Origin of the sequence: Serratia sp. Tan611, assembly GCF_905188235.1 — a bacterium.
GTDB classification, from domain to species: Bacteria; Pseudomonadota; Gammaproteobacteria; order Enterobacterales; family Enterobacteriaceae; genus Serratia_B; species Serratia_B rhizosphaerae.
Window position 1 is genome coordinate 955,586 of sequence record NZ_LR994655.1, and the last position, 15,005, is coordinate 970,590.

Genomic DNA, 15,005 nt, shown 5'->3' on the forward strand with positions numbered 1-15,005 from the left:
TATCAGGAAGGATTGACCGGTACCACGTTTTCGCTGGGGTAACAGCCGAGCACCTTCAGCGAGCGGGTGATTGGCGTCAGATCCTGCAGCGCTTTCTGCATCGCCTCTGAGCGGATATTTGCCTGCACATCAAGATAAAACATCTCTTCCCACGGATTACCGTTGATCGGGCGCGACTCCAGCTTGGTCATGATGATGCCGTTCTCGCGCAGCACCAGCAGCGCCTCCACCAAAGCCCCGGATTGCTGGCCGGTCGCCATGATCAGCGTGGTTTTCGCCGGCACCTGCTCGGAGACATCAATGGCCTTGCGCGCCAGCACGATAAAACGCGTGATATTTTGCTGTTGATTGGCCAGGTTATGTTCCAACACCTGCAGGCCATACAGCGCGCCGCCGGCTTCGCTGCCGAGCGCGGCGGCCGTTGGTGAATTGAGTTTGGCGACCTGCTCCATGGCCGCGGCGGTGCTTTCACAGTATTCGATTTTCCAGTGCGGATAACGGCTGATAAACTGGCTGCATTGCTGGAACGGCTGCGGGTGGCTGTAGACGGTTTCAATCTGATCCAACGTGCCGTTGCCGGTGGTCAGTACGCAGTGGTCTATCGGATTGGTGAGTTCGCCGACGATCGACAAGCTGGTGTGCTGCAGCAAATCGTACACGTCGTTGATGGAGCCGGAGCTGGTATTTTCAATCGGCAGCACTGCGTAGTCCGCCTGGCCGGTTTCAACCTGGGTGAAGATGTCCTGGAATTTCTGGCAACCGTGTTCGATTAACTGGTCGAAATGGCGCGCGGCGTACTGGCGCGCCGCCAGATGCGAATAGGAGCCTTTAGGACCAAGGAAGGCGATGCGCGCGGAATGCTGGCTGGTTTGGTTCAGCTGATGCTGCAGCAGCGCCTGCTGGGTCAGCACCGAGTCTTCGATAATCAGCTGGAACAGGCGGGTGACGTAGAAGCCGTCAAGGTCATAAGGCTTGGCGGCGGCAATCAGCGCATCCAGCAGATCGCGCTCGCGTTCTTTATCACGGATCGGGCGGTGAGAGTGCAGTTTGCTTTTTCCTACTTCCAGTGCCAGCTCACGGCGCTCTGCCAGCAGTGCCAGCAGCTTCAGATCCAGCGCGCTGATGCGTTCGCGCAGCACCAGTAACGGGTTATCGGTCATAATCAGTTGTGCCTTATGTTTTTCTAATAGTCATAAAAAAAGCCCCCTGTCTCCAGGAGGCTTTGCTGTTCGTCTTCGCATTCTTTATCACACGACGAAACGCCTCCCAATCAGGGGAAGGTAAAAAAGAATGCGAAGAAAAACGGTGTGCGTTGCATTTGGGTATCCAAGTCTGTTGCCAACAGGTTTTAAAGTAACCGCAGGCTTTTCCCTGTGTCAATAAAAACCGGCAGACAAAAAACGCGCCGGGAGGCGCGTTTGATGTGGCACAGGCCTGATATTAGGATTCTTGCTCCGGCGCCGCTTCCGGCACGATATCTTTCACGCTGGCGTAGGCGCGGCGTGCTTCACCCTTGTGCTGCACCTTGTTCAGTTGGCGTTCCAGCTTGGCGATCAGCTCGTTGATGGCGGTATACATGTCTTCATGTTTGGCGCTGGCAACCAGCGGGCCATTCGGCGTGGTGATGGTGGCGTCGGCCACAAACCCTTTCGGCTCTTTGGACAGCACGATATGCGGGTTAATCAGTTGGGCCTGCCATTTATCCAGTTTGGTGAGACGGTCTTCGACATGACTACGGATTGCGGGGGTGATATCCATTTGTTTGCTGGTAATGTTGATTGTCATATGACTTACCTCTCTTGTCTTTCCGTCTTTGGATAAATTCAGCATACCCCCGTTTTGGCGTAAATGGGCGACGAAAATCGCCTTTTTTTGTCACTTTTTGCAAAGTTAGTTCAATCTGTGATTTGCTTTCGGAAACTGTTAACTGGCGCTTGAGTCTTGGTGCGTAATGGCGCATTATCGATAGGTTAACCGGTGAAAGTTCTTTGCTAACGCCGTGTTTTGACTGGCGTATTTGTCATCATCCGTTAAGAATGCGCCAAAAAAAACGGCAGCCCTGGGCTGCCGTTTTGTCTTTCTGCTGTGCAGGATGCATCAGGCGCGGTTGGCGGCGATGATTTTCGCCACTTTGTCCGCCTGGCTGTTCAGCTGCAGCTGCTTATACGCATTTTCCATCAGCGGCAACGCATCGCGGGTCGCTTTGGTATCCGGGTATTCACGCATCATCTGCTCGACGCGATTAACAACCGCGACGTACGCACCGCGTTTAGTGTAGTATTCCGCCACTGACAGCTCATACTTGGACAGACGGTTCTTCAGGTACACCAGACGCTTTTGCGCGTCGGTCGCATACTGGCTGTTCGGATACTGCTGAATCAGCTGGCTGAAGTCGCGAAACGCGGCACGGGCGTGCTGCGGATCACGGTCTGAACGATCGACCCCGAAGAAGCCCTGCAGCGCGCTGTCATCCAGCGCCATATCCGTCAGCCCGCGCATATACATCACATAGTCGATGTTCGGGTGCGTCGGGTTAAGGCGGATAAAGCGATCGATAGACGCCTGCGCCAGCGGCAGATCGGCCGATTTATAGTAGGCATAGATCAAATCGAGCTGTACCTGCTGGGAGTAAGGCCCGAATGGATAGCGGTTGTCTAACGCTTCGAGTTGCGTAATCGCGCCCTTGAAGTTACCGTCCTGCAGTTTTTGCTGGGCGTTAGCATAGATTTCCGAAGGCGGGTTGTCGGGAACCGCATCCTTGGAACTGGAGCAACCTGCCAGCGCCAGGCTCAACGTGGCTGCAGCCACCAGATATTTCATACGCGTCATGACGTTTTGATTATCCTCAGGGTGTTATTCCGGGAGACTGTCCGTTAAGCTCCCGACAAAGACCAGTTACAATAGCACATTATATTAAACGGCATCGCCGTGAAAACCCAACGTTAACGAAGAAGCTGCATATGGCACAACAAGTACAACTCACCGCAACGGTGGCCGAATCTCAACTCGGACAACGTTTAGATCAGGCTTTGGCCGAATTGTTCCCTGATTATTCAAGATCTCGCATAAAAGAGTGGATTTTGGAAGATCGGGTGCAGGTCGACGGCAAAACGATAAACAAACCGAAAGAGAAGGTGCTGGGAGGAGAGACGGTCGCCATTGATGCGCAGATTGAAGAAGAAGCGCGTTGGGAGCCGCAGAACATCCCGCTGGATATCGTCTATGAAGACGGGGATATTCTGGTGATCAACAAGCCGCGCGATCTGGTGGTGCACCCGGGGGCAGGCAACCCGGACGGCACGGTGCTTAACGCCTTGCTGTACCACTATCCCGAGATTGTTGACGTACCGCGCGCCGGCATTGTGCACCGTCTGGATAAAGACACCACCGGCCTGATGGTGGTCGCCAAAACCGTGCCGGCGCAGACGCGCCTGGTGGAAGCGCTGCAGGCGCGTGATATTACCCGCGAGTATGAAGCGGTGGCGATTGGCACCATGACCGCCGGCGGTACGGTGGAGGAGCCGATTGCGCGCCACTCCACCAAACGTACCCACATGGCGGTGCATCCGATGGGGAAACCGGCGGTAACCCATTACCGCATTATGGAGCACTTCCGCGCGCATACGCGGCTGCGGCTGCGGCTGGAAACCGGGCGTACGCACCAGATTCGCGTACATATGGCGCATATCAGCCACCCGCTGGTAGGCGATCCGCTGTACGGCGGCCGTCCGCGTCCGCCTAAAGGCGCATCGGACGCGTTTATCCATACCCTGCGCGGTTTTGACCGTCAGGCGCTGCATGCCACCATGCTGCGTTTGTATCATCCGATCAGCGGCATCCAGATGGAGTGGCATGCGCCGCTGCCGCAGGATATGGTCGACCTTATCGACGCGCTGAAAGCGGATACCGAAGAATTTAAAGACCAGATGGATTGGTGATGGAGACGTTGATTCTGCCCGACTGGCCGTTGCCGCAAGGCGTTCAGGCCTGCAGCACCACCCGCCGGGGCGGAGTCAGCCTGCCGCCTTATGATTCCCTGAATCTCGGCATGCACGTCGGCGACCGGCCACAGTCGGTACAGCAAAACCGGGAATGCCTGGTGAGCGTCGCCGGCCTGCCGCAGATGCCGCACTGGCTGGACCAGGTGCATGGTACGCGGGTGGTACGCCTTAACGGGCAGACGCCGGACGATCTGCAGGCCGATGCGGTGTATACCCGTGAGCCGGGGCAGGTGTGTGCGGTGATGACGGCGGATTGTCTGCCGGTGCTGTTTTGCTCCCGTCGCGGCGACGAAGTGGCCGCCGCCCATGCCGGCTGGCGCGGGTTGTGCCATGGCGTGCTGGAGCAGACGATCGCCGAGTTTTATGCCGAGCCGGGCGAGATCAGCGCCTGGCTGGGGCCGGCGATCGGCCCGCGGCAGTTTGAGGTCGGTGCTGAGGTGCGGACGGCGTTTATCGCTGCGGATGCGCTTGCCGAGCGGGCCTTTACCCCATTCGGGGAGAAATATCTTGCCGATATTTATCTGCTGGCGCGCCAGCGACTGCAACGCGCCGGCATCAACGCCGTTTACGGCGGTGACCGCTGTACCGTTAGCGAAAAGAGCGATTTCTTTTCCTATCGGCGCGATGGCATAACCGGACGTCTGGCAAGTTTAATCTGGCTGATATAACCTATTGAATTAGGACGATCCACTGACGCATAACGTAGTACCGATAATATAGTGTCGAAATAACCTTGAAAATTTGAGGAATGACCTCATTTAATCTCCAGTAGCAATTTTGACCATATTGGAGGTGTTATGCGTCTGGATCGTCTTACCAACAAATTCCAGCTGGCCCTCGCCGATGCCCAGTCTCTCGCCCTTGGGCACGACAATCAATTTATCGAACCGTTACATCTGATGAGCGCGCTGCTCAATCAGGAAGGGGGCTCGGTTCGTCCTTTATTAACGTCCGCCGGTATTGATGCCGGTCGCGTGCGTGTTGACATCGAACAGGCACTATCGCGCCTGCCGCAGGTTGAAGGTACCGGTGGTGACGTACAGCCGTCCCATGAACTGGTGCGTGTACTGAACCTGTGCGACAAACTGGCGCAGAAGCGCGCCGACAAATTTATCTCTTCCGAATTATTCGTTTTGGCGGTGCTGGAAGATCGCGGCACCCTGACCGAACTGCTGAAAGCCGCCGGCGCAACGGGCGACAAAATCAGCAAGGCAATTGACCAAATGCGGGGTGGTGACAGCGTGGAAGATCAAGGGGCTGAAGATCAGCGTCAGGCATTGAAAAAATACACTATCGACCTTACCGAACGCGCTGAGCAGGGCAAGCTTGACCCGGTAATCGGCCGTGACGAGGAAATCCGCCGCACCATCCAGGTGCTGCAGCGCCGTACCAAAAACAACCCGGTGCTGATTGGTGAGCCAGGCGTGGGTAAAACCGCGATCGTCGAAGGGCTGGCGCAACGTATTGTGAACGGTGAAGTGCCGGAAGGTCTGAAGAACAAACGCGTGCTGTCGTTGGATATGGGCGCGCTGATTGCCGGCGCCAAATATCGCGGCGAGTTTGAAGAGCGCTTAAAAGGCGTACTGAACGATCTCGCCAAACAGGAAGGCAGCGTCATTCTGTTTATTGATGAACTGCACACCATGGTCGGGGCCGGTAAGGCCGACGGCGCGATGGACGCCGGTAATATGCTGAAGCCGGCGCTGGCGCGCGGTGAGCTCCACTGCGTTGGGGCCACGACGCTGGACGAATACCGTCAGTATATAGAGAAGGATGCGGCGCTCGAACGTCGTTTCCAGAAAGTCTTTGTGGCAGAACCGAGCGTGGAAGACACCATTGCGATCCTGCGTGGCTTGAAAGAGCGCTATGAACTGCACCACCACGTACAGATCACCGACCCAGCGATCGTGGCCGCGGCAACGTTGTCGCACCGCTATATTTCTGACCGCCAGTTGCCGGACAAGGCCATCGACCTGATCGATGAAGCCGCTTCCAGCATCCGTATGCAGATGGATTCCAAACCGGAATCGCTCGACCGTCTGGAGCGCCGCATTATCCAGCTGAAGCTGGAGCAGCAGGCGCTGAATAAAGAGTCGGACGACGCCAGTAAGAAACGGCTGGAAATGCTCAGCACCGAACTGGAACAGAAAGAGCGTGAATATTCTGAACTGGAAGAAGAGTGGAAAGCGGAAAAAGCCTCCCTCTCCGGCACGCAGAATATCAAGGCTGAGCTGGAGCAGGCGAAGATCTCGCTGGAACAGGCGCGTCGCGTCGGCGACCTGGGCCGGATGTCCGAACTGCAATACGGCAAGATCCCTGATTTGGAAAAACAGCTGGCGGCGGCAACGCAGGCTGAAGGCAAGACCATGAAGCTGCTGCGTAACCGCGTGACGGATGCGGAAATCGCCGAGGTGTTGGCCAAAGCGACCGGTATTCCGGTGGCGCGCATGCTGGAAGGCGAGCGCGATAAGCTGCTGCGTTTGGAGCAAGAGCTGCATTCACGGGTGATTGGTCAGGATGAAGCGGTCAGCGCGGTATCCAATGCGATTCGCCGCAGCCGTGCCGGCCTGTCTGACCCGAACCGGCCGATCGGTTCCTTCCTGTTCCTCGGCCCGACCGGGGTGGGTAAAACCGAACTGTGTAAAGCGTTGGCATCGTTCCTGTTCGACAGCGACGACGCGATGGTGCGTATCGATATGTCCGAGTTTATGGAGAAACACTCGGTCTCTCGGCTGGTGGGTGCGCCTCCGGGCTATGTTGGTTATGAAGAAGGGGGCTACCTGACGGAAGCCGTCCGCCGTCGTCCTTATTCCGTCATCCTGTTGGATGAAGTGGAAAAGGCGCACCCGGACGTGTTCAATATTCTGCTGCAGGTGCTGGATGATGGTCGCCTGACGGATGGTCAGGGGCGTACCGTCGACTTCCGTAATACCGTGGTGATCATGACCTCTAACCTGGGTTCTGATTTGATTCAGGAACACTTTGGCCAGATGAACTATGCGCAGATGAAAGAATCGGTGATGGAAATGGTGGGGCATCACTTCCGTCCTGAATTCATCAACCGTATAGATGAGGTTGTGGTATTCCACCCGCTGGGGCAAAAACACATCGCCGCTATCGCCAAGATTCAGTTGGATCGTCTGTATCAACGTCTGGAAGAGCGCGGTTACGAAGTCACCATCACCGAGCCGGCGTTGGAGCTGCTTGGCAAGACCGGTTACGACCCTGTCTATGGCGCACGTCCGTTGAAACGCGCTATCCAGCAGGAGATTGAGAATCCGCTGGCGCAGCAAATCCTTTCCGGTGAGCTGGTGCCCGGCAAACCGGTGACGCTGGACGTGGAAAACGACCATATTGTCGCCAAACAGTAAAGGGCGTGAGTGGTATCTATAAAGAGGAGCGGGTAACCGCTCCTTTTCTTTTTGGCGGTTTTGTCGGGGTTGTCACTGAAGAGGGGCAAAAAAGTCCCTTTTTTGCCTAATAAATATCCTAAAATGACAATATCGCGTGTTTTTTGTGCGGTTGGCATTTTTTTTGAAATTAGGGGTTGCGGCGTTCTGAGAACTCCCTATAATGCGCCTCCACTGACCGGGAACAACGACTGACAAGCCGCCGGGTCAGCGAGAAGAAAGCGAAATAAACGCTTGACTCTCCGGGCGAAAAGCGTAGTATACGCAGCCCGCGCCGATGAGAATTATCTCCGGCGATGCTCTTTAACAATTTATCAGACAATCTGTGTGGGCACTCACAAGACGATATCCAGCATCTTCGGATGCAAAAAAAATATCAAGTCTTGAAGAGTGACTAACTGAAGTAAAATTCATGCAGTAAATCTTTGAGCAACAGCTATTAACTTAGCGAATCAAGCTTTTAATTGAAGAGTTTGATCATGGCTCAGATTGAACGCTGGCGGCAGGCCTAACACATGCAAGTCGAGCGGCAGCGGAAAGTAGCTTGCTACTTTGCCGGCGAGCGGCGGACGGGTGAGTAATGTCTGGGAAACTGCCCGATGGAGGGGGATAACCACTGGAAACGGTGGCTAATACCGCATAACGTCTTCGGACCAAAGTGGGGGACCTTCGGGCCTCACACCATCGGATGTGCCCAGATGGGATTAGCTAGTAGGTGGGGTAATGGCTCACCTAGGCGACGATCCCTAGCTGGTCTGAGAGGATGACCAGCCACACTGGAACTGAGACACGGTCCAGACTCCTACGGGAGGCAGCAGTGGGGAATATTGCACAATGGGCGCAAGCCTGATGCAGCCATGCCGCGTGTGTGAAGAAGGCCTTCGGGTTGTAAAGCACTTTCAGCGAGGAGGAAGGGTAGTGTCTTAATACGGCATTACATTGACGTTACTCGCAGAAGAAGCACCGGCTAACTCCGTGCCAGCAGCCGCGGTAATACGGAGGGTGCAAGCGTTAATCGGAATTACTGGGCGTAAAGCGCACGCAGGCGGTTTGTTAAGTCAGATGTGAAATCCCCGAGCTTAACTTGGGAACTGCATTTGAAACTGGCAGACTAGAGTCTCGTAGAGGGGGGTAGAATTCCAGGTGTAGCGGTGAAATGCGTAGAGATCTGGAGGAATACCGGTGGCGAAGGCGGCCCCCTGGACGAAGACTGACGCTCAGGTGCGAAAGCGTGGGGAGCAAACAGGATTAGATACCCTGGTAGTCCACGCCGTAAACGATGTCGATTTGGAGGTTGTGCCCTTGAGGCGTGGCTTCCGGAGCTAACGCGTTAAATCGACCGCCTGGGGAGTACGGCCGCAAGGTTAAAACTCAAATGAATTGACGGGGGCCCGCACAAGCGGTGGAGCATGTGGTTTAATTCGATGCAACGCGAAGAACCTTACCTACTCTTGACATCCAGAGAACTTTCCAGAGATGGATTGGTGCCTTCGGGAACTCTGAGACAGGTGCTGCATGGCTGTCGTCAGCTCGTGTTGTGAAATGTTGGGTTAAGTCCCGCAACGAGCGCAACCCTTATCCTTTGTTGCCAGCGGTTCGGCCGGGAACTCAAAGGAGACTGCCAGTGATAAACTGGAGGAAGGTGGGGATGACGTCAAGTCATCATGGCCCTTACGAGTAGGGCTACACACGTGCTACAATGGCGTATACAAAGAGAAGCGAACCTGCGAAGGCAAGCGGACCTCATAAAGTACGTCGTAGTCCGGATTGGAGTCTGCAACTCGACTCCATGAAGTCGGAATCGCTAGTAATCGTAGATCAGAATGCTACGGTGAATACGTTCCCGGGCCTTGTACACACCGCCCGTCACACCATGGGAGTGGGTTGCAAAAGAAGTAGGTAGCTTAACCTTCGGGAGGGCGCTTACCACTTTGTGATTCATGACTGGGGTGAAGTCGTAACAAGGTAACCGTAGGGGAACCTGCGGTTGGATCACCTCCTTACCTAAAGATATCCTGACTGTGCAGTGTCCACACAGATTGTCTGATGAAAAGAACGAGCAAAGCGTCGATGCGTTGGGGGTACGGTGACAAATAACACTGTCGCTCGATTTTCCTGGGAAAATCTCGCCCTTACACGAAATTAGCGAATCAGTGATTCGCTAAGCAAATTTCGTGTCCCCTTCGTCTAGAGGCCTAGGACACCGCCCTTTCACGGCGGTAACAGGGGTTCGAATCCCCTAGGGGACGCCACTTGCTGATATCGGGTGAAAGACGGTATCAAACGATATCTCAAAACTGGCTTGCGAGTCATGTTTGAGATATTTGCTCTTTAACAATCTGGAACAAGCTGAAAATTGAAACATGGCAGCTGAAACTTGTCCCCCGTAGACGTTTGGGATGAGGAGTAACCTGTCATAGAGTCTCTCAAATGTAGCAACGCGACGATGTCGAAAGACACCTTCGGGTTGTGAGGTTAAGTGACTAAGCGTACACGGTGGATGCCTAGGCAGTCAGAGGCGATGAAGGGCGTGCTAATCTGCGAAAAGCGTCGGTAAGGTGATATGAACCGTTACAACCGACGATACCCGAATGGGGAAACCCAGTGTGTTTCGACACACTATCATGTCATGAATACATAGTGGCATGAGGCGAACCGGGGGAACTGAAACATCTAAGTACCCCGAGGAAAAGAAATCAACCGAGATTCCCCCAGTAGCGGCGAGCGAACGGGGAAGAGCCCAGAACCTGAATCGGCTTGTGTGTCAGTGGAAGCGTCTGGAAAGTCGCACAGTAAAGGGTGATAGTCCCGTACACGAAGATGCACAGGTCGTGAGTTCGATGAGTAGGGCGGGACACGTGTTATCCTGTCTGAATATGGGGGGACCATCCTCCAAGGCTAAATACTCCTGACTGACCGATAGTGAACCAGTACCGTGAGGGAAAGGCGAAAAGAACCCCGGCGAGGGGAGTGAAATAGAACCTGAAACCGTGTACGTACAAGCAGTGGGAGCACCTTCGTGGTGTGACTGCGTACCTTTTGTATAATGGGTCAGCGACTTATATTTTGTAGCAAGGTTAACCGAATAGGGGAGCCGTAGGGAAACCGAGTCTTAACTGGGCGTCTAGTTGCAAGGTATAGACCCGAAACCCGGTGATCTAGCCATGGGCAGGTTGAAGGTTGGGTAACACTAACTGGAGGACCGAACCGACTAATGTTGAAAAATTAGCGGATGACTTGTGGCTGGGGGTGAAAGGCCAATCAAACCGGGAGATAGCTGGTTCTCCCCGAAAGCTATTTAGGTAGCGCCTCGTGAACTCATCTTCGGGGGTAGAGCACTGTTTCGGCTAGGGGGCCATCCCGGCTTACCAAACCGATGCAAACTCCGAATACCGAAGAATGTTATCACGGGAGACACACGGCGGGTGCTAACGTCCGTCGTGAAGAGGGAAACAACCCAGACCGCCAGCTAAGGTCCCAAAGTCATGGTTAAGTGGGAAACGATGTGGGAAGGCACAGACAGCCAGGATGTTGGCTTAGAAGCAGCCATCATTTAAAGAAAGCGTAATAGCTCACTGGTCGAGTCGGCCTGCGCGGAAGATGTAACGGGGCTAAACCATGCACCGAAGCTGCGGCAGCGACACTTAGGTGTTGTTGGGTAGGGGAGCGTTCTGTAAGCCGTTGAAGGTGTGCTGCGAGGCATGCTGGAGGTATCAGAAGTGCGAATGCTGACATAAGTAACGATAATGCGGGTGAAAAACCCGCACGCCGGAAGACCAAGGGTTCCTGTCCAACGTTAATCGGGGCAGGGTGAGTCGACCCCTAAGGCGAGGCTGAAAAGCGTAGTCGATGGGAAACAGGTTAATATTCCTGTACTTGGTGTTACTGCGAAGGGGGGACGGAGAAGGCTAGGCTAGCCGAGCGACGGTTGTCTCGGTTTAAGCGTGTAGGGGGAGTGACCTGGTAAATCCGGTTACTTGTTAACCCTGAGGCGTGATGACGATGCACTACGGTGCAGAAGTAGTTGATGCCAAGCTTCCAGGAAAAGCCTCTAAGCTCCAGGTAACACGAAATCGTACCCCAAACCGACACAGGTGGTCAGGTAGAGAATACCCAGGCGCTTGAGAGAACTCGGGTGAAGGAACTAGGCAAAATGGTGCCGTAACTTCGGGAGAAGGCACGCTGGCGCGTAGGTGAAGTCCCTCGCGGATGGAGCTGAAGCCAGTCGCAGATACCAGCTGGCTGCAACTGTTTAATAAAAACACAGCACTGTGCAAACACGAAAGTGGACGTATACGGTGTGACGCCTGCCCGGTGCCGGAAGGTTAATTGATGGGGTTATGGGTAACCAGAAGCTCTTGATCGAAGCCCCGGTAAACGGCGGCCGTAACTATAACGGTCCTAAGGTAGCGAAATTCCTTGTCGGGTAAGTTCCGACCTGCACGAATGGCGTAATGATGGCCAGGCTGTCTCCACCCGAGACTCAGTGAAATTGAACTCGCTGTGAAGATGCAGTGTACCCGCGGCAAGACGGAAAGACCCCGTGAACCTTTACTATAGCTTGACACTGAACATTGAGCCTTGATGTGTAGGATAGGTGGGAGGCTTTGAAGTGTGGACGCCAGTCTGCATGGAGCCAACCTTGAAATACCACCCTTTAATGTTTGATGTTCTAACTCGGCCCCCTAATCGGGGGTGAGGACAGTGTCTGGTGGGTAGTTTGACTGGGGCGGTCTCCTCCCAAAGAGTAACGGAGGAGCACGAAGGTTAGCTAATCACGGTCGGACATCGTGAGGTTAGTGCAAAGGCATAAGCTAGCTTGACTGCGAGAGTGACGGCTCGAGCAGGTGCGAAAGCAGGTCTTAGTGATCCGGTGGTTCTGAATGGAAGGGCCATCGCTCAACGGATAAAAGGTACTCCGGGGATAACAGGCTGATACCGCCCAAGAGTTCATATCGACGGCGGTGTTTGGCACCTCGATGTCGGCTCATCACATCCTGGGGCTGAAGTAGGTCCCAAGGGTATGGCTGTTCGCCATTTAAAGTGGTACGCGAGCTGGGTTTAGAACGTCGTGAGACAGTTCGGTCCCTATCTGCCGTGGGCGTTGGAAGATTGAGAGGGGTTGCTCCTAGTACGAGAGGACCGGAGTGAACGCACCACTGGTGTTCGGGTTGTCATGCCAATGGCATTGCCCGGTAGCTAAGTGCGGAAAAGATAAGCGCTGAAAGCATCTAAGCGCGAAACTTGCCTCAAGATGAGTCTTCCCTGGGCCTTTAAGGCCCCTGAAGGAACGTTTAAGACTAAGACGTTGATAGGCTGGGTGTGTAAGTGCAGCGATGCATTGAGCTAACCAGTACTAATGAACCGTGAGGCTTAACCTTACAACACCGAAGGTGTTTTAGAGACGCGATTTGATTTTCAGTGAAGTTCCGAGATTGGATTGACTGGCGGCGTGGAAGCGTTGCGGGTTGATTGAAACAGAATTTGCCTGGCGGCAATAGCGCGGTGGTCCCACCTGACCCCATGCCGAACTCAGAAGTGAAACGCCGTAGCGCCGATGGTAGTGTGGGGTCTCCCCATGCGAGAGTAGGACACTGCCAGGCATCAAATAAACGTTATCAGAGTGACGCCTGATAATTGCAAGGCTCAGAAGAAGCCTTGCTGCTTTGAAAAAAGCAACGTAACAGAATCGGTGGAGCGGTAGTTCAGTTGGTTAGAATACCTGCCTGTCACGCAGGGGGTCGCGGGTTCGAGCCCCGTCCGTTCCGCCACTTTATTGATAAGCCCTGAGTCTCTGACTCAGGGCTTTTTCATGTGCAAAAATCACACCTAATAAAACTCTTAGTACCTTACTCTGGAAAGAACGCTGCGGTTATCAGCCTATTTTATTCCTGTCTCGTTCGGCTTTAATGCGTTAGCACAATGCGACACTGGCAGGTTGATATATAGTTAACTGACTAATAAATAAAATTTATTTTCACTAAAATAAATGCAGGTTATAAAATCAGACTTTTAGCCATGTTATCCGGGGGTAAATATCATAAATTTATGCACGATATATTCTGGTGACAAGCGGGTCGCATGAAGATACTCAATTGGTGGGCGTTGGCCGACGGGCGTGAAACTGCAGATAGCTGGCGTCAGTGGGCCAGACAGCCACATGGCGAGATAACCACGCAGACTTTGCCTCCTTGCCCACATATTCCCATGATGTCTTTACGACGCATGAGCGCAGGCACACGCTTGGCCGTCGAATGTGGTCTGACATTGTTGGAGCAGCAGGCTGTGGATATGGCCATCTTTACCAGCCGCCACGGCGAGCTGGAGCGCACCCATAAGATCCTGCAGCACCTGAACCAGCAACAACCGCTGTCGCCGACCGATTTTGCCATGTCGGTGCATAATACCGCCGCAGGCTGGTTAACCATCATTGCTAAAAATACCTTACCCACCACCTCTCTGGCCGCTGGCGAAGACAGTTTTCAACAGGGAATACTGGAAGCGCAGGGGATATTGGCCAGCGGCGCGGCGGAACGGGTTTTGTTGGTGGATTTTGACGGTGCGCTGCCTGAGGACTACCAGCCTTTTGTCACGTTAACCGCTCGCCCCTATGCGCTGGCGCTGCTGTTGGCGGCGGGGGAGTCATTACAATGCGTGCCGGTCGCCAGGCAAGCGGCCGCTGAGTCTTTACCACAAAGTTTATCCTTCCTGCGCCACTGGTTAAGCGGGCAAACAGAGTTTATCGTGCCGGGTCCGCGACACGATTGGCGCTGGACGTATGATGGCTAGGAAAGCTAACCCCACGCCACCCTCATCGTGGCTGAACCGCAGCTGGCGCGTGGTTGCGACCGGCGGATTATTCGCCCTGTTTGGCGTCGGCGGCCTGCTGCTCTCCTGCGTTTGGTTCAATCTGCTGCGCCTGCTGGTGCGTGATTCGGCCCGGCGTCATCAGCTAACTCAGGATTCTATCCGCCACAGCTTTCGCGTTTTTCTGGCCGCCTGCCGTTTTTTCGGCGTACTCGATTATGCTTTCGAGCATGAAGAACGTCTGCAAGAGGATGCCGGCTGTCTGGTGATCGCCAATCATCCCAGCCTATTGGACTATGTGCTACTGGCTTCGCGCATGCCGCGCTGTGACTGCATCGTTAAACAGGCGCTTTTGCGCAATGTATTCGTGCGCGGCGTGATTAAGGCGGCCGGTTATCTGGCGAATGCCGAATCTGAGCGTTTACTGGAGCAGTGCCGGCAACGTCTGGCCAGCGGCGGCACGATTCTCATCTTCCCGGAGGGGACGCGCACCACGCCGGGAACCATGCTGACGCTGCAGCGCGGTGCGGCGAATATCGCGATTCGCAGCCAATGTCCCATCCGACTGGTGCAGATCCACTGCGAGCCGCCAATGCTGACGAAACAGGGCAAATGGTATAATATCCCGGCGACAAAACCGCAGTTTCGCGTAACTGTTCTGGATAAGATCGATACGCGCACTTTTATGCGCGAGGACGATGTTTCTCCTGCCCGCGCAGCAAGACGTTTAACCCAGCATTTAACTGACGCCTTACAGTCAGATTCTATAAATAATGAGAAATAGTGG

The 15,005-nt window shown here is 54.4% G+C and carries 9 protein-coding genes, 2 tRNA genes, 3 rRNA genes and 1 other annotated feature; of the genes, 10 read left to right on the forward strand and 4 right to left on the reverse strand.

Features of this window, described 5'->3' with window-relative positions:
• Positions 1–2 precede the first annotated feature (2 nt).
• The 4 genes from pheA to bamD form a co-directional block, all read right to left on the reverse strand.
• Positions 3–1,160 (reverse strand): bifunctional chorismate mutase/prephenate dehydratase, encoded by a 1,158-nt coding sequence (gene pheA, locus TAN611_RS04425; protein WP_105229876.1) that lies wholly within the window; start codon positions 1,158–1,160, stop codon positions 3–5.
• 32 nt (positions 1,161–1,192) lie between these two features.
• Positions 1,193–1,319, reverse strand: a sequence feature (Phe leader region).
• Positions 1,271–1,318, reverse strand: coding sequence for a pheA operon leader peptide PheL (gene pheL / locus TAN611_RS04430; RefSeq protein WP_102024999.1), 48 nt, complete (start codon positions 1,316–1,318; stop codon positions 1,271–1,273). Its footprint overlaps the feature before it by 48 nt.
• 121 nt (positions 1,320–1,440) lie before the next feature.
• Positions 1,441–1,785, reverse strand: coding sequence for a ribosome-associated translation inhibitor RaiA (raiA, locus tag TAN611_RS04435; RefSeq protein ID WP_105229877.1), 345 nt, complete (start codon positions 1,783–1,785; stop codon positions 1,441–1,443).
• A gap of 312 nt (positions 1,786–2,097) precedes the next feature.
• Complete coding sequence (gene bamD, locus TAN611_RS04440) at positions 2,098–2,829, reverse strand: outer membrane protein assembly factor BamD (RefSeq protein ID WP_015671036.1); 732 nt, start codon at positions 2,827–2,829, stop codon at positions 2,098–2,100.
• Positions 2,830–2,960: 131 nt separating this feature from the next.
• Between bamD and rluD the strand changes: the two genes are divergently transcribed.
• The 10 genes from rluD (at position 2,961) to TAN611_RS04490 (ending at position 15,002) form a co-directional block, all read left to right on the forward strand.
• The gene (rluD, locus tag TAN611_RS04445; RefSeq protein WP_105229878.1) at positions 2,961–3,938 is read left to right on the forward strand and encodes a 23S rRNA pseudouridine(1911/1915/1917) synthase RluD; all 978 of its coding nucleotides are present in this window, start codon (positions 2,961–2,963) and stop codon (positions 3,936–3,938) included.
• Entirely contained in the window at positions 3,938–4,669 is a 732-nt protein-coding gene (yfiH, locus tag TAN611_RS04450) for a purine nucleoside phosphorylase YfiH (RefSeq protein WP_111737689.1), read from the forward strand. Before rluD ends, yfiH begins: the two co-directional genes overlap by 1 nt.
• 129 nt (positions 4,670–4,798) lie before the next feature.
• Positions 4,799–7,372, forward strand: coding sequence for an ATP-dependent chaperone ClpB (gene clpB, locus TAN611_RS04455; protein WP_105229880.1), 2,574 nt, complete (start codon positions 4,799–4,801; stop codon positions 7,370–7,372).
• A gap of 500 nt (positions 7,373–7,872) precedes the next feature.
• Positions 7,873–9,414: ribosomal RNA gene (locus TAN611_RS04460) — 16S ribosomal RNA — on the forward strand.
• A 173-nt stretch (positions 9,415–9,587) separates the two neighbouring features.
• Positions 9,588–9,663 (forward strand) — tRNA-Glu (locus TAN611_RS04465).
• Positions 9,664–9,884: 221 nt separating this feature from the next.
• Positions 9,885–12,792: ribosomal RNA gene (locus TAN611_RS04470) — 23S ribosomal RNA — on the forward strand.
• Between the two features lie 106 nt (positions 12,793–12,898).
• Positions 12,899–13,014: ribosomal RNA gene (gene rrf, locus TAN611_RS04475) — 5S ribosomal RNA — on the forward strand.
• Together the 16S, 23S and 5S rRNA genes with 2 tRNA genes alongside form the textbook arrangement of a ribosomal RNA operon.
• A 91-nt stretch (positions 13,015–13,105) precedes the next feature.
• A tRNA-Asp gene (locus tag TAN611_RS04480) sits at positions 13,106–13,182 on the forward strand.
• A 310-nt stretch (positions 13,183–13,492) separates the two neighbouring features.
• Positions 13,493–14,200, forward strand: a complete 708-nt coding sequence (locus TAN611_RS04485; protein ID WP_105229881.1) for a beta-ketoacyl synthase chain length factor — start codon at positions 13,493–13,495, stop codon at positions 14,198–14,200.
• Positions 14,193–15,002: a 1-acyl-sn-glycerol-3-phosphate acyltransferase gene (locus TAN611_RS04490; RefSeq protein WP_105233217.1), complete on the forward strand. Its 810-nt coding sequence runs from the start codon at positions 14,193–14,195 to the stop codon at positions 15,000–15,002. Before TAN611_RS04485 ends, TAN611_RS04490 begins: the two co-directional genes overlap by 8 nt.
• Positions 15,003–15,005: the final 3 nt, after the last annotated feature.

Bases quoted from the DNA above. Each gene is read 5' to 3' on its own strand.
- pheA (WP_105229876.1), bottom strand. From the start codon at position 1,160: ATGACCGATAACCCGTTACTGGTGCTGCGCGAACGCATCAGCGCGCTG.
- raiA (WP_105229877.1), bottom strand. From the start codon at position 1,785: ATGACAATCAACATTACCAGCAAACAAATGGATATCACCCCCGCAATC.
- bamD (WP_015671036.1), bottom strand. From the start codon at position 2,829: ATGACGCGTATGAAATATCTGGTGGCTGCAGCCACGTTGAGCCTGGCG.
- rluD (WP_105229878.1), top strand. From the start codon at position 2,961: ATGGCACAACAAGTACAACTCACCGCAACGGTGGCCGAATCTCAACTC.
- yfiH (WP_111737689.1), top strand. From the start codon at position 3,938: ATGGAGACGTTGATTCTGCCCGACTGGCCGTTGCCGCAAGGCGTTCAG.
- clpB (WP_105229880.1), top strand. From the start codon at position 4,799: ATGCGTCTGGATCGTCTTACCAACAAATTCCAGCTGGCCCTCGCCGAT.
- TAN611_RS04485 (WP_105229881.1), top strand. From the start codon at position 13,493: ATGAAGATACTCAATTGGTGGGCGTTGGCCGACGGGCGTGAAACTGCA.
- TAN611_RS04490 (WP_105233217.1), top strand. From the start codon at position 14,193: ATGGCTAGGAAAGCTAACCCCACGCCACCCTCATCGTGGCTGAACCGC.